The sequence below is a fragment of the Streptococcus mitis genome, assembly GCF_009496155.1.
Taxonomy (GTDB): Bacteria; Bacillota; Bacilli; order Lactobacillales; family Streptococcaceae; genus Streptococcus; species Streptococcus mitis_BQ.
In genome coordinates this window covers 1-20,525 of the sequence record NZ_WIJP01000009.1, presented here as the reverse complement: position 1 = coordinate 20,525, position 20,525 = coordinate 1, and the positions used below count along the sequence as shown (strand labels likewise).

General features: G+C 40.7%; 18 protein-coding genes, 1 other RNA gene and 1 pseudogene. 18 read left to right on the top strand and 2 right to left on the bottom strand.

The annotated features are described in order from the left end of the window. Positions 1–197: 197 nt before the first annotated feature. On the top strand, positions 198–2,177 hold the full coding sequence (locus tag GEZ84_RS06565; protein ID WP_153223945.1) for a peptide ABC transporter substrate-binding protein: 1,980 nt from the start codon (positions 198–200) through the stop codon (positions 2,175–2,177). Positions 2,178–2,315: 138 nt separating this feature from the next. Here GEZ84_RS06565 and pbp1a read toward each other — a convergent pair whose 3' ends face one another. Then, positions 2,316–4,493, bottom strand: coding sequence for a penicillin-binding protein PBP1A (pbp1a, locus tag GEZ84_RS06560; RefSeq protein WP_153223944.1), 2,178 nt, complete (start codon positions 4,491–4,493; stop codon positions 2,316–2,318). Beyond that, positions 4,490–5,086, bottom strand: coding sequence for a Holliday junction resolvase RecU (gene recU / locus GEZ84_RS06555; protein WP_153223943.1), 597 nt, complete (start codon positions 5,084–5,086; stop codon positions 4,490–4,492). Before recU ends, pbp1a begins: the two co-directional genes overlap by 4 nt. A gap of 66 nt (positions 5,087–5,152) precedes the next feature. Between recU and GEZ84_RS06550 the strand changes: the two genes are divergently transcribed. From GEZ84_RS06550 to GEZ84_RS06475, 17 genes and pseudogenes are all read left to right on the top strand, one after another. Next, on the top strand, positions 5,153–5,680 hold the full coding sequence (locus GEZ84_RS06550; protein WP_153223942.1) for a DUF1273 domain-containing protein: 528 nt from the start codon (positions 5,153–5,155) through the stop codon (positions 5,678–5,680). A 72-nt stretch (positions 5,681–5,752) separates the two neighbouring features. Further along, positions 5,753–6,082 (top strand): cell division regulator GpsB, encoded by a 330-nt coding sequence (gpsB, locus tag GEZ84_RS06545; protein ID WP_000907308.1) that lies wholly within the window; start codon positions 5,753–5,755, stop codon positions 6,080–6,082. 20 nt (positions 6,083–6,102) lie between these two features. Continuing rightward, an RNA gene (gene rnpB, locus GEZ84_RS06540) (RNase P RNA component class B) lies at positions 6,103–6,484 on the top strand. Positions 6,485–6,568: 84 nt separating this feature from the next. Next, positions 6,569–7,726: a THUMP domain-containing class I SAM-dependent RNA methyltransferase gene (locus GEZ84_RS06535; RefSeq protein WP_153223941.1), complete on the top strand. Its 1,158-nt coding sequence runs from the start codon at positions 6,569–6,571 to the stop codon at positions 7,724–7,726. A 12-nt stretch (positions 7,727–7,738) separates the two neighbouring features. After that, entirely contained in the window at positions 7,739–9,142 is a 1,404-nt protein-coding gene (mapZ, locus tag GEZ84_RS06530) for a cell division site-positioning protein MapZ (protein WP_153223940.1), read from the top strand. Between the two features lie 75 nt (positions 9,143–9,217). Beyond that, positions 9,218–10,642 carry an NADP-dependent phosphogluconate dehydrogenase gene (gndA, locus tag GEZ84_RS06525; protein WP_000158778.1) on the top strand — a complete coding sequence of 475 codons (1,425 nt, stop codon included), beginning with the start codon at positions 9,218–9,220 and terminating at the stop codon, positions 10,640–10,642. Between the two features lie 11 nt (positions 10,643–10,653). Beyond that, the gene (locus GEZ84_RS06520) at positions 10,654–11,343 is read left to right on the top strand and encodes a response regulator transcription factor (protein ID WP_000518028.1); all 690 of its coding nucleotides are present in this window, start codon (positions 10,654–10,656) and stop codon (positions 11,341–11,343) included. A gap of 110 nt (positions 11,344–11,453) precedes the next feature. Then, positions 11,454–12,278: pseudogene (locus tag GEZ84_RS11130) on the top strand (trypsin-like serine peptidase); the annotation flags it as partial. Further along, on the top strand, positions 12,255–12,842 hold the full coding sequence (locus tag GEZ84_RS11125; RefSeq protein WP_413777003.1) for a hypothetical protein: 588 nt from the start codon (positions 12,255–12,257) through the stop codon (positions 12,840–12,842). The pseudogene GEZ84_RS11130 and the gene GEZ84_RS11125, both read left to right, overlap by 24 nt. 17 nt (positions 12,843–12,859) lie before the next feature. Then, positions 12,860–13,978, top strand: coding sequence for an N-acetylmuramoyl-L-alanine amidase family protein (locus GEZ84_RS06510; RefSeq protein ID WP_153223938.1), 1,119 nt, complete (start codon positions 12,860–12,862; stop codon positions 13,976–13,978). Between the two features lie 123 nt (positions 13,979–14,101). Next, complete coding sequence (gene mvk / locus GEZ84_RS06505) at positions 14,102–14,980, top strand: mevalonate kinase (protein WP_153223937.1); 879 nt, start codon at positions 14,102–14,104, stop codon at positions 14,978–14,980. Beyond that, entirely contained in the window at positions 14,962–15,915 is a 954-nt protein-coding gene (gene mvaD, locus GEZ84_RS06500; RefSeq protein WP_153223936.1) for a diphosphomevalonate decarboxylase, read from the top strand. The genes mvk and mvaD overlap by 19 nt, the downstream gene beginning before the upstream one ends. After that, on the top strand, positions 15,902–16,909 hold the full coding sequence (locus GEZ84_RS06495; protein ID WP_153223935.1) for a phosphomevalonate kinase: 1,008 nt from the start codon (positions 15,902–15,904) through the stop codon (positions 16,907–16,909). Before mvaD ends, GEZ84_RS06495 begins: the two co-directional genes overlap by 14 nt. Then, the gene (gene fni, locus GEZ84_RS06490) at positions 16,893–17,903 is read left to right on the top strand and encodes a type 2 isopentenyl-diphosphate Delta-isomerase (protein WP_153223934.1); all 1,011 of its coding nucleotides are present in this window, start codon (positions 16,893–16,895) and stop codon (positions 17,901–17,903) included. Before GEZ84_RS06495 ends, fni begins: the two co-directional genes overlap by 17 nt. A gap of 77 nt (positions 17,904–17,980) precedes the next feature. Continuing rightward, the gene (liaF, locus tag GEZ84_RS06485; RefSeq protein ID WP_153223933.1) at positions 17,981–18,679 is read left to right on the top strand and encodes a cell wall-active antibiotics response protein LiaF; all 699 of its coding nucleotides are present in this window, start codon (positions 17,981–17,983) and stop codon (positions 18,677–18,679) included. Beyond that, positions 18,676–19,671: a sensor histidine kinase gene (locus GEZ84_RS06480; RefSeq protein WP_153223932.1), complete on the top strand. Its 996-nt coding sequence runs from the start codon at positions 18,676–18,678 to the stop codon at positions 19,669–19,671. Before liaF ends, GEZ84_RS06480 begins: the two co-directional genes overlap by 4 nt. A 13-nt stretch (positions 19,672–19,684) precedes the next feature. After that, positions 19,685–20,317, top strand: coding sequence for a response regulator (locus tag GEZ84_RS06475; RefSeq protein WP_153223931.1), 633 nt, complete (start codon positions 19,685–19,687; stop codon positions 20,315–20,317). Positions 20,318–20,525 lie beyond the last annotated feature (208 nt).

Sequence of the window (20,525 nt, the reverse complement as noted above, 5' to 3'; positions counted from 1 at the left end):
ATTAAAACTGTTTCTCAGATGCTATTTACAAATATGATCAATAATTCCTTGACTATGTAATGTAGTTGAGGGATTTTTGATATTATTCATATTTTTTAAATAAATTGTTTAAAAAATAATTTTCAAAAATTCTGAAAATTCTGTTGACAAGGTTTGAAAAAGGGTCTATAATGAATAGAAAAACAAAGGAGAGTACTATGAAAACAAGAAAAGTATTGGCTCTTGCGGGAGTAACTTTATTAGCAGCAGGTGTCTTAGCTGCTTGTTCAGGGGGCTCAGGCGCTAAAGGTGAGCAGACCTTTGCATTTACCTACGAGACACACCCAGATAATCTCAACTATTTGACAACTGGTAAGGCAGCGACTGCTGACATTACTAGTAATGTGATTGATGGATTGCTTGAAAATGATAAATATGGGAACCTTATTCCCTCAATGGCAGAGGACTGGTCAGTTTCTAAGGATGGCTTGACCTATACTTATAAGATTCGTCAGGATGCCAAGTGGTATACATCTGAGGGAGAAGAGTATGCTCCTGTTAAGGCTCAGGACTTTGTTACGGGTCTTAAATATGCAACAGATAAGAAAGCAGAAGCCCTTTACTTGGTACAGGATTCAATCAAAGGTCTGGATGCATATGCAAAAGGTGAAATCACAGACTTTGCTCAAGTCGGGATTAAAGCGCTTGACGATCAAACAGTCCAATACACCTTGAACAAACCTGAAAGTTTTTGGAATTCTAAAACAACTATGGGTGTACTTGCGCCAGTCAATGAAGAGTTTTTGAATTCAAAAGGGGATGATTTTGCTAAAGCTACGGATCCAGGTAGCCTATTGTATAATGGCCCTTATTTGTTGAAATCTATTGTGACCAAATCCTCTGTCGAATTTGCGAAAAATCCTAACTACTGGGATAAAGACAATGTACATATTGACAAAGTTAAATTGTCATTCTGGGATGGTCAAGATACTAGTAAACCTGCAGAAAACTTTAAAGATGGTAGCCTTACAGCAGCTCGTCTCTATCCAACAAGTGCAAGTTTCGCAGAACTTGAGAAAGAGATGAAGGACAATATTGTCTATACGCAACAAGACTCTACTACGTATCTAGTGGGAACAAATATTGATCGTCAATCTTATAAATACACATCCAAGACTAGCGAAGAACAAAAGACTTCTACTAAAAAAGCATTATTGAACAAGGATTTCCGTCAGGCTATTGCCTTTGGCTTTGACCGTACAGCTTATGCTTCTCAGCTGAATGGACAAACTGGAGCAAGCAAAATCTTACGTAATATTTTTGTTCCACCAACATTTGTTCAAGCAGATGGGAAAAACTTTGGCGATATGGTCAAAGAAAAATTGGTGACTTATGGTAATGAATGGAAGGATGTGAACCTTGCTGATGCCCAAGATGGTCTCTACAATCCAGAAAAAGCCAAGGCTGAATTTGCCAAAGCTAAATCAGCTTTACAAGCAGAAGGCGTGACTTTCCCAATTCATTTGGATATGCCAGTTGACCAGACAGCAACTACAAAAGTTCAACGTGTCCAATCTATGAAACAATCCTTGGAAGCAACTTTAGGAACTGATAATGTCATTATTGATATCCAACAATTGCAAAAAGACGAAGTAAATAATATTACATATTTTGCTGAAAATGCTGCTGGCGAGGACTGGGATTTATCAGATAATGTCGGTTGGGGTCCAGACTTTGCCGATCCATCAACCTACCTTGATATTATCAAACCTTCTGTAGGAGAAAGTACTAAAACATATTTAGGGTTTGACTCAGGGAAAGATAATGTAGCCGCTAAAAAAGTAGGTCTATATGACTACGAAAAATTGGTTACTGAAGCTGGTGATGAGGCTACAGATGTTGCTAAACGATATGATAAATACGCTGCAGCCCAAGCTTGGTTGACAGACAGTGCCTTGATTATTCCAACTACATCTCGTACAGGGCGTCCAATCTTGTCTAAGATGGTACCATTTACAATACCATTTGCATTGTCAGGAAATAAAGGTACAAGTGAGCCACTCTTGTATAAATACCTTGAAATTCAAGACAAGGCAGTCACTGCAGATGAATACCAAAAAGCGCAAGAAAAATGGATGAAAGAAAAAGCAGAATCCAATAAAAAAGCGCAAGAAGAACTTGCAAAACATGTGAAATAGATCAAATAAGAAGTTAGTTTTGGCTAACTTCTTTTGGTTTCTCGAAAATGAATTGATGGCTATCTTCACTTTCAGAGATAATGAAGCTAATTTTTGTAGAAAAAATCCTGAGTTTCTACTCTCAGGATTTTCTTCATCTTACTGTTGTGGTTGCTGTTGAACTTGTGGATTTTGTGGTGTTGGTTGTACTGGTTGGACACTCTGCCCAGCTTGTCCTTGATTAGGATTAGTTGCTGGAGCATTATTGGGTTGTTGACCAACTGTCGTACTTGTCTGTGTAGTAGAACTTTCAGTTGTTGTAGAGGAATTCTCTACTGTTTGCGTTTGTTGTGTTGCTGGAGTATTCCAACTATTTCTTGCTCCATTTTGGAAGACAAATTCTCCACTTCTATATAAGCCCTCTGGCATTGTCCAATCTCCAGGGTGGTCATCTTCTGATAGATAGCTTATCATTGAGCGATAAACCTTAGCTGCAACTAGGAAACCATCTCCAATGATTGGAGTTAAACGATTTGAGTAACCAGTCCATACAGCCATAGAATACTTGCGAGTATAACCTACAAACATTTCATCTGGAGCTACGTAGCCAGTGTTCTTGATATACTTTTCAATTTCGTTGTCAGTATAGTTAGAAGTACCTGTCTTACCTGCTTGTGGAAGCCATGGTAGGTAGGCTCCACGTCCTGTTCCGTAGACCAAGACTGTTTTCATCATTTCGGTCATCATATAGGCAGTGGTTTCTTTCATAGCTCGTGTACCAGCATCAGAAAATTCTTTTTCACTACCATCACTAAAGACGATTTTATTGATATACATTGGTTTGTGATAAATACCACCATTAGCAAAGGCGGCATAAGCAGCAGCCATTTTTTCACTACTTGCACCATATTTTTTGTTGGATTCAGGTGTATTACTTGAAATGGCATTGGCATAGTGTATGCTTGGATAGTCAATACCTAATCCATTGAGGAAGGTTTTTGCTCTGTCTAAACCAACCTTATTAAGAGTTTCAACCGCTGTGACATTACGTGACTGTTGAAGTGCATACTGAATTGTAATATTTCCAAAGTAGCCATGGTCCCAGTTGTAGACGGGAATATCAGTACCAGGATAATTATAAGGAACGTCATGTACAATAGTTGCAGTAGAGTCATAAACTCCATACTCTAACGCGGGAGCATAGTCAGTAATTGGTTTCATAGTAGAACCCCAGTCACGGTTGGTTTCAACAGCTTGGTTGATGCCGAAAGATACATTACTTGATTGGTGACGAGCACCTAATTGAGCAATGACTTTACCATTTGTTACATCCACTATAGTGGATGCTACTTGAAGTTCATCATCTGGATAAGCAACGTACTCATCTGTATTATAAACATCCCAAAGTCTATGTTGAACATTTTTGTCGACATTAGTATAGACTTCCATACCTGTGGTAAGAAGGTTGTAGCCCGTTTCTTGTTCGACTTGGTCGATTACTTCTTTGAGGTAGTTGTCCATATAGGCTGGGTAACTATTGGCTGACTTCAAGCTTTGAAGACCGTTAGTGATAGGAGTATTAATTGCTTTTTCATACTGTTCTGCACTGATATATTTCTGTTCCTTCATTTCTGAAAGTACCAAGTTACGACGCTCTAGAGCAGCTTCTGGGTGGGAATATGGATCGTATTGGTTTGGTGCCTGAGGCATTCCAGCTAGGAGTGCTAACTGTGGCAGGCTTAAATCCTTCAAGTCTTTTCCATAGTAATTTTCGGCTGCGGTTTGCATTCCATAGTTACCGTTAGACATGTAGACTTTGTTGATGTAGTAGGTCAGGATTTCTTGCTTGGTTGCTTTTTGTTCTAATTGAATGGCTAGCCAAGCTTCTTGAGCTTTACGTGACAAGGTTTGGTCAGCAGTTGAAGTAGAAAAGTAAGTTAATTTAATCAATTGCTGGGTCAAGGTTGAAGCCCCTTGGAGTCCCCCCTGTCCTTGGAGGTTTCTCAATGCAGCTCCCATGATACGAATAGTATCAACACCTCTATGATCAAAGAAGCGGTGATCTTCGATTGAGACGATAGCTTTAACCAAATCAGTGGGAATTTCATTGGCTTGAGCATTTACGCGACGTTCAGATCCAAGGTCAGCAATCAGTTCGTTCTTATTGTCATAAATCTTGCTGGAAGTTGTCGTAACCAATTTACTTTCAGATAAGGCTGGAGCTTTGCTAACATAGTAGAGAAAAAGCCCTCCGCCTAGGACAATAGCTGCGATGACTATAGTTAAGAAGCCGATACTTACATACTTAGCTATTCGCAGGATAGTTTGTTTGTTCATCTTGTTTTACCACCTAGTAAATGTTCTTTGATAATATCGAGATAGGGAATTTGAGGGAGAGCACCTGGCTTCACTAAATATCCGTTTTCCCGAATATATCCAAGTGGCATTGATTTTTGACCCTTATCTTGATGATAAAAGCGAATCAAATCAAGTGCCGGCAACAAATAAGTTTCTTGTTGAGAAGAAAAATGAAGCAGTACGAAGCAAATACCCTGCTGTTCTAGAACTTGTTCCATATGTTGAATCTGGTGAAGATGAAAGTTCTTCATTGGGATAGCATTCTTTTGTCGTGTTTCCTTGGCTTCAAAGTCAATGTAATGTCCTCTATACACGCCAGAGTAATCCGTTGTGGAAGCTTGTCTAAAATAGGCTTCTACAATTTTGGCTCGACTCCGTTGAGGATAATCTACTCGAACAATCTGAACAGGCGTTGGCTTTTTATGGATAACGGCCATGCCATGCATTAGATAATAGTCGTTAGTAGCGTTAATCATCTTTTCAAAAGTCATTCCTCGATTTGCGAAATTTTTTGGTTGAGAAATAGATGTTTGGCTTTTTTTTGATGAAATTTTATGAGGATAGTTGACCATATTTCTCCTTATTGGTACAATAACATCACTCTATTATACCATAAAAGTATAAAGAAAGGTGCAAAAATGACTACAGCTTTAATTATGGGCTATTCTAACTTCGACTTGGGTTTGTTTAACGAAAAGGATATCAGATTAAAAGTTATAAAGAAAGCGATTCGAAGGGATTTAGAAAACTTAGCAGAAGAGGGGCTTAAATGGCTGGTCTTTACTGGGAGCTTGGGATTTGAATCCTGGGTTCTTGATGTCGCAAATGAAATGAAAGATGAGTATGATTTCAGCCTAGCGACTATTTTTGATTTTGAAACGCACGGGGAAAATTGGAATGAAGCGAATCAGCTTAAACTTAGCCAATTCAAGCAAGTAGATTTTGTTAAATATGCCTATCCCAAGTATGAAAACAAGGGGCAACTACGTGATTACCAACGATTTTTACTGGAAAATACTGATTTAGCCTATTTTTTCTATGACCCAGAAAATGAGACCAAATTAAAATTTATGGACAAGCTGATGACAAATCAGGAAGGCTATCGTATAAAAAGGCTAACCTTTGAAGACTTAAATGAGCTGGTAGAAAATTTTTCTGAAAAGTAAGCCTTTGACCTTGATTTTTGTTTGCCTTTTTTTATATAATAATACTATTAGAAATTGAGAATGGAGAGAGAGATGGCAGGTATTATTTTTTCAGCAAAAGATATTTTTGAGCAAGAGTTTGGACGTGAAGTTCGTGGGTATAGTAAGGTTGAAGTTGATGAATTTTTGGACGATGTCATCAAGGACTATGAAACTTATGCTGCCCTAGTCAAGTCTCTCCGCCAAGAAATTGCTGAGTTGAAAGAAGAATTAGCTCGTAAACCGAAATCCTCACCAGTTCAATCAGAGCCTATTGAAGTGGCGACTACAAGTTCTATGACGAATTTTGATATTTTGAAACGCTTGAATCGTCTCGAAAAAGAAGTATTTGGTAAACAAATTTTGGATAACTCTGATTTATAAGAGCTTATTTGAAAAATGCAATTTTTGGATAATCGCATGAAGAGAATTTCTTTTCATGAGGAAAGTCCATGCTAGCACAGGCTGTGATGCCTGTAGTGTTTGTGCTAGGCGAAACCATAAGCCTAGGGACGAGAAATCGTTACGGCAGTTGAAATGGCTAAGTCTTTGGATAGGTCAGAGTAGGCTTGAAAGTGCCACAGTGACGAAGTCTTTCTGGAAACGGAGAGAGTGGAACGCGGTAAACCCCTCAAGCTAGCAACCCAAATTTTGGTCGGGGCATGGAGTGCACGGAAACGAACGTAGTACTCTGACTGCTATCAGCTCTATGCTGTTAGTGGTAGACAGATGATTATCGAAGGAAGTGGTCCTAGTCACTTCTGGAACAAAACATGGCTTATAGAAAATTGCATATAGGTTGGGGCTGAGAAAACTTTCTCAACCTCATTTTTTAAAGTGGACATATAGAAAGGTCTTATAAGACTGAAAATGAAAAAAGAATTTAATTTAATCGCTACTGTTGCAGCGGGTCTTGAAGCTGTTGTGGGACGAGAAGTGAGAGAGTTGGGCTATGATTGTCAGGTTGAAAACGGTCGTGTTTGTTTTCAAGGAGATGCAAGAGCTATCATCGAAACTAACCTCTGGCTTCGGGCAGCAGACCGTATCAAGATTATTGTAGGAACATTTCCTGCTAAGACTTTTGAGGAGCTGTTTCAGGGAGTATTTGCCCTAGATTGGGAAAATTATTTACCACTTGGAGCTCGATTCCCGATTTCAAAAGCCAAATGTGTTAAATCTAAACTTCACAATGAGCCCAGTGTACAGGCTATTTCAAAGAAGGCTGTTGTTAAGAAGTTGCAGAAACACTATGCCCGTCCAGAAGGTGTTCCTCTGATGGAGAATGGGCCAGAGTTTAAAATTGAGGTCTCTATTCTCAAAGATGCGGCAACTGTCATGATTGATACGACAGGGTCTAGCCTTTTTAAACGTGGCTATCGTACGGAAAAAGGTGGGGCTCCGATCAAGGAAAACATGGCGGCAGCCATTTTGCAACTTTCTAATTGGTATCCAGACAAGCCTTTGATTGATCCGACCTGTGGTTCAGGAACCTTCTGTATCGAGGCAGTTATGATTGCTAGAAAGATGGCTCCTGGTCTTCGTCGCTCCTTTGCCTTTGAGGAATGGAACTGGATCAGCGATCGACTGATTCAAGAAGTGCGTACAGAAGCAGCTAAGAAAGTGGATCGTGAACTGGAACTGGATATCATGGGCTGTGATATCGATGCACGTATGGTGGAAATTGCTAAGGCAAATGCCCAGCTGGCAGGGGTTGCAGGAGATATTACCTTTAAGCAGATGCGCGTGCAGGATTTGCGTTCCGATAAAATCAATGGAGTGATCATCTCTAATCCGCCTTATGGAGAACGTTTGTCAGATGATGCAGGGGTTGCCAAGCTTTATGCTGAAATGGGGCAAGTATTTGCACCGTTGAAAACTTGGAGCAAGTTTATCCTAACTAGTGATGAATCCTTTGAGACCAAGTACGGTAGTCAAGCAGACAAGAAGCGTAAGTTATACAACGGAACCTTGAAAGTGGATCTGTATCAATATTTTGGGCAGCGTGTCAAACGCCAAGAAGTAAAGTAGAAAGGTAAACTCATGACTAAGGAAAGACGGAATCGTCATAAAAATGAAGATCAAGAACCGCAATTTGATTTTGATGATGCCAAAGAGCTAACGGTTGGACAAGCTATGCGAAAAAATGAAGAGGTGGAAGCAGGTGTATTGCCTGGAGATTCTATCTTAGACAAGTATGTGAAGCAACATAAAGATGAAATTGAGGCAGATAAGTTTGAAACGCGTCAGTTTAGCAAAGATGAATTAGTTGAAAAAGAAGAGGTAGGGGAGACTCAGACTCTGGATAATTTACTTCAAGAGCTTCGTGAGGAAACAGGAGTAACTTCTCCAGCTCCTGAAGATGAATTGAGTCAGTTTGATGATGTAGAATTCACACGCGAACCAGAAGCTCCGCTTGTCGAAGAAGTTGAGACAGAAGAAGTACAATTATTTGGAGAGGAAGAAGTTCCAACATTTTCTCGAGTTACGGATAGTGAAGATGGTAAAAGCAAGAAGAAATGGTTGGTTTATGGGATTCTAGCAGCCGTATCGGTTCTTATCCTTGGAACTGCTTATTATGTCTATCGTCAAGTGGCTCGTTCGACTAAGGAAATTCAGACTTCTCAATCAACCACAAACTCACAGGCAGAAGTGGAAGAATTTAATACTTTATATGATGCCTTCTATACAGATAGCAATAAAACGGCTTTGAAAAATAGCCAGTTTGATAAACTGAGCCAACTGAAGACCCTGCTTGATAAGCTGGAAGGTAGTCGTGAACATACTCTTGCCAAATCTAAGTATGATAACCTAGCAACGCAAATCAAGGCTATTCAAGATGTAAATGCTCAATTTGAGAAACCAGCTATTGTTGATGGTGTTCTGGATACCAATGCCAAAGCCAAATCTGATGCTAAATTTACAGATATTAAAACTGGCAATACGGAGCTTGATAAAGTGCTAGATAAGGCTATCAGTCTAGGAAAGAGCCAGCAAACAAGTGCTTCAAGTTCAAGTCAAAATAGCAGTTCAAACTCAAGTCAAGCCAGCTCAAATACTACTAGTGAGACAGGCTCAAGTAGTTCAAATGCGACTTCAAATGAGACTAGAAGTTCTCGTGGTGAAGTCAATATGGGTGTATCAAGTGCAGGAGTTGCTGTTCAAAGAAGTGCCAGTCGTGTTTCTTACAACCAATCAGCTATTGATGATAGTAACAACTCTGCCTGGGATTTCGCTGATGGTGTCTTAGAACAAATTCTAGCGACTTCACGTTCACGTGGTTATATCACTGGCAACCAATACATCCTTGAACGTGTCAATATCGTTAATGGTAATGGTTATTACAACCTCTATAAGCCAGATGGAACCTATCTCTTTACCCTTAACTGTAAGACAGGATACTTTGTTGGAAATGGTTCTGGACATGCGGATGACTTGGACTACTAAGTAGTCGTTACAAAATTCTTTCTTTTCAAAAGTAAAAATGATAAAATAAAACAAATCAAACAAGAGGAGTGTCAAATGACAAAAGCTAACTTTGGTGTCGTAGGTATGGCCGTAATGGGTCGTAACCTTGCCCTTAATATTGAATCTCGTGGTTACACAGTTGCTATCTACAACCGTAGTAAAGAAAAAACGGAAGATGTGATTGCTTGCCATCCTGAAAAGAACTTTGTACCAAGCTATGACGTTGAAAGTTTTGTAAACTCAATCGAAAAACCTCGTCGTATCATGCTGATGGTTCAAGCTGGACCTGGTACAGATGCTACTATCCAAGCCCTTCTTCCACACCTTGACAAAGGTGATATCTTGATTGACGGCGGAAATACTTTCTACAAAGATACAATCCGTCGTAATGAAGAATTGGCAAACTCAGGTATCAACTTTATCGGTACTGGGGTTTCTGGTGGTGAAAAAGGTGCCCTAGAAGGTCCTTCTATCATGCCTGGTGGACAAAAAGAAGCCTACGAATTAGTTGCGGATGTTCTTGAAGAAATCTCAGCTAAAGCACCAGAAGATGGCAAGCCATGTGTGACTTACATCGGTCCTGATGGAGCTGGTCACTATGTGAAAATGGTTCACAACGGTATCGAGTATGGGGATATGCAATTGATTGCAGAAAGCTATGACTTGATGCAACACTTGCTAGGTCTTTCTGCAGAAGATATGGCTGAAATCTTTACTGAGTGGAACAAGGGTGAATTGGACAGCTACTTGATTGAAATCACAGCTGATATTTTGAGCCGTAAAGACGATGAAGGTCAAGATGGACCAATCGTAGACTACATTCTTGATGCTGCAGGTAACAAGGGAACTGGTAAATGGACTAGCCAATCATCACTTGACCTTGGTGTGCCATTGTCACTGATTACTGAGTCAGTATTTGCACGTTACATCTCTACTTACAAAGAAGAACGTGTGCATGCTAGCAAGGTTCTTCCAAAACCAGCTGCCTTCAAATTTGAGGGAGACAAGGCTGAGTTGATTGAAAAGATTCGTCAAGCCCTTTACTTCTCAAAAATCATTTCATACGCACAAGGTTTTGCTCAATTGCGTGTAGCTTCTAAAGAAAACAACTGGAACTTGCCATTTGCAGACATCGCATCTATCTGGCGTGATGGCTGTATCATCCGTTCTCGTTTCTTGCAAAAGATTACAGATGCTTACAACCGTGATGCAGATCTTGCCAACCTTCTTTTGGATGAATACTTCTTGGATGTTACTGCTAAGTACCAACAAGCAGTGCGTGATATCGTAGCTCTTGCTGTTCAAGCTGGTGTGCCAGTGCCAACTTTCTCAGCAGCTATTACTTACTTTGATAGCTACCGTTCAGCTGACCTTCCAGCTAACTTGATCCAAGCGCAACGTGACTACTTTGGTGCCCACACTTACCAACGTAAAGACAAAGAAGGAACATTCCACTACTCTTGGTATGACGAAAAATAAGTAGGTCTGCCATGGGGAAACGGATTTTATTACTTGAGAAAGAACGAAATCTAGCTCATTTTTTAAGTTTGGAACTCCAAAAAGAGCAATACCGAGTTGATCAGGTTGAGGAGGGGCAAAAAGCCCTCTCCATGGCTCTTCAAACAGACTATGACTTGATTTTATTGAATGCTCATCTGGGGGATATGACAGCCCAGGATTTTGCAGATAAGCTGAGTCGGACTAAGCCAGCCTCAGTCATCATGGTCTTGGATCATCGTGAAGAATTGCAAGATCAGATTGAGACAATCCAACGCTTTGCCGTTTCTTACATCTATAAGCCAGTTATTATTGAGAATCTGGTGGCTCGTATTTCAGCGATTTTCCGAGGTCGGGACTTTATCGATCAACACTGTAGTCAGATGAAGGTTCCAACGTCTTACCGCAATCTGCGTATGGATGTAGAACATCATACCGTTTATCGTGGCGAGGAGATGATTGCTCTGACGCGTCGTGAGTATGACCTTTTGGCTACTCTTATGGGAAGCAAGAAAGTTCTGACTCGTGAGCAGTTGTTGGAAAGTGTCTGGAAGTATGAAAGTGCGACAGAGACCAATATCGTGGATGTCTATATCCGTTATCTACGTAGCAAGCTTGATGTAAAAGGTCAGAAAAGCTACATTAAAACCGTTCGTGGTGTCGGTTACACCATGCAAGAATAGAAAAGCAGTTGCAGTTTTGTAACTGCTTTTTTCAAATGGAGAAAGGGATGTTTTTTTTGTATTGACAGGAACGAATAAATGTGTTATAAGTTTTTTAGGAGGATAAAATAATGAAAGAAACCTTTTATAAAAAATTGGTTATTTCAATTGTTGCTAGTACTTTGTTAGCTAGTCAGCTACCGACAGTATCTGCTTTGACTGTTATTTCAAGTACAGGCGAGGAGTATGAGGTAAGTGAAACATTACAAGAGAGTCCAGGAACTAATAATTTTTCACTTCCCGATGTTTCACCGACTTATGGTTCATACTACCAAAAACAATCAGAAGTAATTATCGGTAATGATGATTTGGTTAAAATTGATAATACTCTACAATATCCGTATTCAACTTCAGCTATGGTTTTGTCTGAGTACCATGGTGTATCTAATGGAAGGAATATAGAAGGAAGAGGAAGCGCGAATTTTATTAAAGATAATGTTTTAATTACAGCAGCTCATAACTTCTACAGTCATAAATATGGAAAAGAAGCGGATGCTATTTATGTACTTCCAGCAGCTAGTCCAGATCAGGAACCATTTGGAAAGATCAAGGTTAAGGAAGTTCGTTATTTGAAAGAATTTAGAACTTTAAATTCTAGAGATGCATCGAAATATGACTTGGCTCTATTAATTCTAGAAGAGCCTGTTGGCGCAAAATTGGGAACACTGGGGCTTCCAAATAGTCAGAAAAATTTGGCGGGAACACCTGTAACAATTACTGGTTATCCATCATATGCTTTTAAAATTCATCAAATGTATACAGATAAAAAACAAGTTTTAAGTGATGATGGTACTTTTTTGGATTATCAAGTTGATACTTTGGAGGGGTCAAGTGGATCTGCAGTTTATGATGCCAGACACCGTGTAGTCGGAGTGCATACTTTGGGGGATGAAGATAATCAAGTTAATAGTGCAGTAAAATTAAATGAACAAAACCTATCCTTTATCTATTCCATCCTTGAGGGACATTCTATTGATGGTTGGAAATTGATTAGTGGTACTTGGTATTATTATAAGAACAGTACGAAACAAACAGGTTGGCAGAAAATAAATGATACTTGGTACTATTTAGATGCTTCAGGTAAGATGCTTACAGGTTGGCAGAAAATAAATGATACTTGGTATTATCTAGATGTTTCAGGTAAGATGCTTACAGATTGGCAAAAAGTAAACGGAAGATGGTATTACCTTGAATCTTCTGGTTTGATGGCAACAGGTTGGAAATATGTTCGAGGCAGATGGTATTACTTAGATAATAAAAATGGTGATATGAAGACTGGATGGTATAAAGATGGTTCAACATGGTACTATCTAGATCCTACTAATGGAGACATGAAAACAGGTTGGATAAAAGTAGGAGAAAACTGGTATTATCTTAATTCCTCTGGAGCAATGGTTACAGGTAGCCAAACTATCGATGGTAAAGTTTATAATTTCGCCTCATCTGGTGAGTGGATTTAATATTGGAGGGTATATACATGAAACTTTTGAAAAAAACTATTCAAGTTGGATTAGCAGCAATATTCTTTGGTTTTCTAGCTACAAATGTAGTATTTGCAGATGATTCTGAAGGATGGCAGTTTGTCCAAGAAAATGGTAGAACCTACTACAAGAAGGGTGACATCAAAGAGACGGACTGGCGAGTGATTGATGGCAAGACCTATTATTTTGATTATAATGGCGAAATGGTTGTTGGTTGGCAGTACATTCCAATGCCAGTTAAAGGATATACAATTGGTCCTTACCCTAATGGTATAAGATTAGAAGGTTCCCCAATGCCAGAATGGTACTACTTTGACAAAAATGGAGTGCTACAAGAGTTTGTTGGTTGGGAAGCATTAGAGGTTAAAACTAAAGACAACGTTGGAAGAAAGTATGGGGAAAAACGTACAAATCCGGAAGATAAAGAAGAGAAGAGTTTTTACACGAACTATTACTTTAATCAAGATCATTCTTTAAAGACAGGTTGGCTTTATGACCAGTCTAACTGGTATTACCTAGCTAAAACAGAAATTATTGGAGAAGACTATATTGGTGGTGAAATACGTACAGGTTGGATAAATGATGGTTCAGCATGGTACTATCTAGATCCAACAACTGGTATCATGCAAACTGGTTGGAAACAACTTGGCAATAAATGGTACTATCTCCGTTCATCAGGAGCTATGGCAACAGGTTGGTATCAAGATGGTTCAACTTGGTATTACTTAGATAATAAAAATGGTGATATGAAAACAGGCTGGCAATATCTAGGTAATAACTGGTACTACCTCCGTTCATCAGGTGCCATGGCAACTGGTTGGTATCAAGATGGTTCAACTTGGTATTACTTAGATAATAAAAATGGTGATATGAAAACGGGTTGGCAATACCTTGGTAACAAGTGGTACTATCTCCGTTCATCAGGAGCTATGACAACTGGTTGGTATCAAGATGGATCAACATGGTATTACTTAGATAATAAAAATGGTGATATGACGACAGGCTGGTTCCAGGTCAATGGCAAATGGTACTATGCTTACAGCTCAGGTGCTTTGGCAGTGAATACCACTGTAGATGGCTACTACGTCAACTATAATGGTGAATGGGTTCAATAATGAAAGAGGCGATTGTGAATGGAAACAATCGCTTTTTTTGTGAAAATATAATAAAATAGATAGGAGAGAATAAATACTTGTATGAAAAGATGAGACGGTTTTTTCGTCTAGTAAAAGGAAAAAATGACAAAAAAAATTGGTGTCGGTCAGGCACATAGTAAGATTATTTTAATAGGAGAGCATGCGGTCGTTTACGGTTATCCTGCCATTTCTCTGCCTCTTTTGGAGGTGGAGGTGATTTGTAAGGTAGTTCCTGCAGAGAGTCCTTGGCGCCTCTATGAGGAAGATACCTTGTCCATGGCAGTTTATGCTTCACTGGAGTATTTGGAGATCAAAGAAGCTTGCATTCGCTGTGAGATTGACTCGGCTATCCCTGAAAAACGGGGAATGGGTTCGTCAGCGGCTATCAGCATAGCGGCTATTCGTGCGGTTTTTGACTACTATGAGGCTGATCTGCCTCATGATGTACTAGAAATCTTGGTCAATAGGTCTGAGATGATTGCCCATATGAATCCTAGTGGTTTGGATGCCAAGACCTGTCTTAGTGACCAGCCTATTCGCTTTATTAAAAATGTAGGATTTACAGAGCTTGAGATGGACTTATCCGTCTATTTGGTGATTGCGGATACGGGCGTTTATGGTCATACTCGTGAAGCCATCCAAGTGGTTCAAAATAAGGGCAAGGATGCCCTACCGTTTTTGCATGCCTTAGGAGAATTGACCCAGAGGGCAGAAGATGCGATTTCACAAAAAGATGTTGAAGGACTGGGACAAATCCTCAGTCAAGCGCATTTACATTTAAAAGAAATTGGTGTCAGTAGCCCTGAGGCAGACTCTTTGGTTGAAACGGCTCTTAGCCATGGTGCTTTAGGTGCCAAGATGAGCGGTGGTGGGCTAGGAGGTTGTATCATAGCCTTGGCAGACAATTTAACACACGCACAAGAACTAGCAGAAAGATTAGAAGAGAAAGGAGCTGTTCAGACATGGATAGAGAGCCTGTAACAGTACGTTCTTACGCAAATATTGCTATTATCAAATATTGGGGAAAGAAACAAGAAAAAGAGATGGTACCTGCAACTAGCAGCATCTCTCTGACTTTGGAAAATATGTACACGGAGACGACCTTGTCACCTTTGCCAGACCATGCGACAGCTGATGCCTTTTATATCAATGGTCAGCTCCAGAATGAGGCGGAGCATGCCAAGATGAGCAAGATTATTGACCGCTACCGTCCAGAAGGTGAGGGTTTTGTCCGTATCGATACTCAAAACAACATGCCGACTGCAGCGGGCCTGTCCTCAAGTTCTAGTGGTTTGTCCGCCTTGGTTAAGGCTTGCAATGCCTATTTCAAGCTTGGATTGGATAGAAGTCAGTTAGCACAGGAGGCTAAGTTTGCCTCAGGTTCTTCCTCTCGGAGTTTTTATGGACCACTAGGTGCTTGGGATAAGGATAGTGGAGAAATTTACCCTGTAGAGACAGACTTGAAATTAGCTATGATGATGTTGGTGCTAGAAGACAAGAAAAAACCAATCTCTAGCCGTGATGGGATGAAACTTTGTGTGGAAACTTCGACTACTTTTGACGACTGGGTGCGTCAGTCTGAGAAAGACTATCAGGATATGCTGGTTTATCTCAAGGAAAATGATTTTACCAAAGTTGGGGAATTGACTGAGAAAAATGCCCTGGCTATGCACGCTACGACCAAAACAGCATCACCAGCCTTTTCTTATCTGACCAATGCGACTTATGAAGCCATGGACTTTGTCCGCCAGCTTCGTGAACAAGGGGAAGCCTGCTACTTTACCATGGATGCTGGTCCCAATGTCAAGGTCCTCTGTCAGGAGAAAGACTTGGAGCATTTATCAGAAATCTTCGGTCAACGTTATCGTTTGATTGTGTCAAAAACAAAGGATTTGAGCCAAGATGATTGCTGTTAAAACTTGCGGAAAACTCTATTGGGCAGGTGAGTATGCTATTTTAGAGTCAGGGCAGTTAGCCTTGATAAAGGCTATTCCCATCTATATGAGGGCTGAGATTGCTTTTTCTGATAGTTACCTTATTTATTCGGATATGTTTGATTTCGAAGTGGATTTAACGCCAAATCCTGACTATAGTTTGATTCAAGAAACGATTGCTTTAGTGGAAGATTTTCTCGTTTATCGTGGGCAGACCTTGCGACCTTTTTCTTTGGAAATCCGAGGAAAAATGGAAAGAGAAGGGAAAAAGTTTGGTCTAGGCTCTAGCGGTAGCGTCGTTGTCTTGGTTGTCAAGGCTCTGCTGGCTCTCTATGATCTTGCGGTTGATCAGGAACTCTTATTCAAGTTAGCCAGCGCTGTCTTGCTCAAACGAGGAGACAATGGTTCTATGGGGGACCTTGCCTGTATTGTGGCAGAGGATTTGGTTGTCTACCAGTCTTTTGATCGCCAGAAGGTGGCTGCTTGGTTGGAAGAAGAAAACTTGGCAACAGTTTTGGAGCGTGATTGGGGCTTTTCTATCTCACAAGTGAAACCAGCCCTAGAATGTGATTTTCTAGTGGGATGGACCAAGGAAGTGGCTGTATCGAGTTACATGGTTCAACAAATCAAGCAAAATATCAATCAGAGTTTTTTAAATTCCTCAAAAGAAACGGTAGCTTCTTTGGTAGCTTCTTTGGAGCAGGGGAAAGCCGAAAAAGTTATCGAGCAAGTAGAAGTGGCAAGCAATCTCTTAGAAGGCTTGAGCTCAGATATTTACACGCCTTCGCTCAGACAGCTGAAAGAAGCCAGTCAAGATTTGCAGGCCGTTGCCAAGAGTAGCGGTGCGGGTGGTGGTGACTGTGGCATTGCCTTGAGTTTTGATGTACAATCAACTGAAACCTTAAAAAATCGTTGGGCCGATCTGGGGATTGAGCTCTTATACCAAGAAAGGATAGGACATGACGACAAATCGTAAGGATGAGCACATCCGCTATGCTCTTGAGCAGAAAAGTTCCTATAATAGCTTTGATGAGGTGGAGTTGATTCATTCTTCCTTGCCTCTTTACGATCTGGATGAGATTGATTTGTCTACAGAATTTGCTGGTCGAAAGTGGGACTTTCCTTTTTATATCAATGCTATGACGGGTGGAAGCGATAAGGGAAGAGAAATCAATCAAAAGCTGGCTCAGGTGGCGGAAACCTGTGGAATTTTGTTTGTAACGGGTTCATATAGTGCAGCCCTCAAGGATCCAACAGATGCCTCGTTTTCTGTCAAGTCTAGCCATCCAAATCTCCTCCTTGGAACCAATATTGGATTGGACAAGCCTGTTGAGTTCGGTCTTCAGACTGTAGAAGAGATGAATCCTCTTCTTCTACAGGTGCATGTCAATGTCATGCAGGAATTACTCATGCCTGAGGGAGAAAGAATGTTCAGAAGCTGGCAATCGCATCTGGCAGACTATAGCAAGCAAATCCCCGTTCCAATCGTTTTAAAGGAAGTCGGCTTTGGAATGGATGCCAAGACCATTGAGAGAGCCTATGAATTGGGCGTTCGAACCTTTGACCTATCGGGTCGTGGTGGTACCAGCTTTGCCTATATCGAAAACCGTCGCAGTGGCCAGCGTGATTACCTCAATCAATGGGGGCAATCCACTATGCAAGCCCTTATCAATGCCCAAGACTGGAAAGACAAGGTCCAACTCTTGGTCAGTGGAGGCGTTCGCAATCCGCTGGATATGATTAAGTGCCTGGTCTTTGGTGCCAAAGCCGTGGGACTGTCTCGAACAGTTCTGGAATTGGTTGAAAGCTATACGATTGAAGAAGTGATCGGCATTATCCAAGGCTGGAAAGCAGATCTACGCTTGATCATGTGTGCCCTTAATTGTGCAACCATAGCAGATCTGCAAAAAGTAGACTATCTTCTTTATGGAAAATTAAAAGAAGCAAAAGATCAGATGAAAAAGGCGTAACCACCGCCTTTTTTTCCATCCTCAGACTGAGGCGACTTTTTTGAATTGTGATAAAATAGAAGAGAGAGGATGAACCTATGAGAAAATTTAAAATCTTTTTATTTATCGAAGCCTGTCTTTTGACAGGAGCTCTGATTTTGATGGTATCAGAGCATTTTTCACGTTTTCTGCTGATTCTATTCCTCTTTTTGCTTTTGATTCGCTATTACACTGGTAAGGAGGGCAATAACCTTCTTTTAGTCGTGGCAAGCATTCTCTTCTTTTTCATCGTCATGCTTAATCCTTTTGTGATTATAGCTATTTTTGTTGCGGTCATCTACAGCCTCTTTCTTCTTTATCCGATGATGAATCAGGAAAAAGAGCAGACAAATTTGGTTTTTGAAGAGGTGGTGACGGTTAAGAAGGAGAAAAATCGTTGGTTTGGAAATCTCCATCATTTTTCAAGCTACCAGACTTGCCAGTTTGATGCTATCAATCTCTTTCGCCTCATGGGTAAGGACACTATTCATCTGGAGAGGGTCATCCTAACCAATCATGACAATGTCATTATTCTCAGAAAGATGGTAGGAACGACCAAAATTATTGTACCTGTAGATGTGGAAGTCAGTCTCAGCGTTAATTGTCTATATGGGGATTTGACTTTTTTCAGTCAGCCCAAGCGAGCCCTCCGTAATGAACACTATCATCAAGAAACTAAAGACTATCTCAAGAGTAACAAGAGTGTCAAGATTTTCTTGACCACTATGATTGGGGATGTGGAGGTGGTCAGAGGATGAAAAAACAAGCTTATGTAATCATTACTCTCACCTCTATCTTGTTTGTCTTATTTTTCTCCCACAGCTTGCTGGAAATTCTTGACTTTGACTGGTCTATTTTCTTGCACGATGTCGAAAAAACAGAAAAATTTGTCTTTTTGTTGTTGGTATTCAGCATGTCCATGACCTGTCTCTTGGCCCTGTTTTGGCGAGGTGTCGAAGAGCTTTCTCTCAGAAAAATGCAGGCTAATCTCAAGCGTTTATTGGCGGGGCAAGAAGTGGTTCAGCTTGCAGATCCAGACTTGGATGCCAGTTTCAAGTCCTTATCAGGTAAACTTAACCTTTTGATAGAAGCTCTTCAAAAAGCTGAAAATCACAGTCTTGATCAGGAAGAGGAAATCATCGAGAAGGAACGGAAGCGGCTTGCTAGGGATTTGCACGATACGGTCAGTCAGGAGTTGTTTGCGGCCCACATGATTTTGTCAGGTGTCAGCCAGCAGGCTTTGAAATTGGATAGAGAAAAGATGCAAATTCAGTTGCAGAGTGTCACAGCTATTTTAGAAACCGCCCAGAAGGATTTGCGGGTTTTGCTCTTGCATTTGCGACCAGTTGAACTGGAGCAAAAGAGTCTGGTTGAGGGAATCCAAATCCTCTTAAAAGAGCTTGAGGACAAGAGTGATCTCAAGGTTAGTTTCAAGCAAAATGTGACGAAATTGCCTAAGAAAATCGAGGAGCATATCTTCCGTATTCTGCAAGAATTGATTAGCAATACCCTCCGCCATGCCCAAGCCTCCTGTTTGGATGTCTATCTCTATCAGACGGATTTTGAATTGCAGCTGAAGGTGGTGGACAATGGGATTGGTTTCCAGTTGGGGAGTTTAGATGACCTGAGTTATGGACTCCGCAATATCAAGGAGCGGGTTGAAGATATGGCAGGGACGGTTCAGTTATTGACAGCTCCCAAGCAAGGATTAGCAGTTGATATTCGTATTCCCTTGCTAGATAAGGAATGATAAAGGAGTAAAGATGAGAATTTTACTAGTAGATGATCATGAAATGGTTCGATTGGGCTTGAAAAGCTACTTTAATCTCCAAGACGATGTAGAAGTTGTAGGGGAAGCGTCCAACGGGTCTCAAGGCATTGACTTGGCATTGGAATTGCGTCCAGATGTTATTGTCATGGATATCGTCATGCCTGAGATGAATGGAATTGATGCGACCTTGGCTATCCTCAAAGAATGGCCTGAAGCTAAGATTTTGATTGTGACTTCTTACTTGGACAATGAAAAAATCATGCCTGTCTTAAATGCTGGTGCTCGGGGCTATATGCTCAAGACTTCTAGTGCAGACGAACTACTCCATGCCGTCCGTAAGGTGGCTGCTGGGGAGTTGGCCATTGAGCAGGAGGTCAGCAAGAAGGTCGAATACCACCGCAATCACATAGAACTACATGAGGATTTGACTGCGCGTGAGCGAGATGTACTCCAACTGATTGCCAAGGGTTACGAAAATCAGCGCATCGCTGATGAACTTTTTATCTCTCTCAAGACGGTCAAGACCCATGTGTCCAATATCCTTGCCAAACTTGAAGTCAGCGATCGTACCCAGGCTGCAGTCTATGCCTTTCAGCATCATTTGGTAGGGCAGGAGGAGTTTTAACAGATATGCAAAAATGATATTGGAGAAATGGCTGACCTTAGTATCAAGGAAGCAAGCAAGTACCTTTCCTATGGTAAATTTCCAAACTAAGTTCCACCGCTAGTAGAAGTGGAAGTTAGTCTGATAAAAATCGTAAAAACCAGTGGAAATCCGTTTCAGGGTAAGTTCCACTGGTTTTACTAATGCTTGATTTCATCGCTTTTGTAGC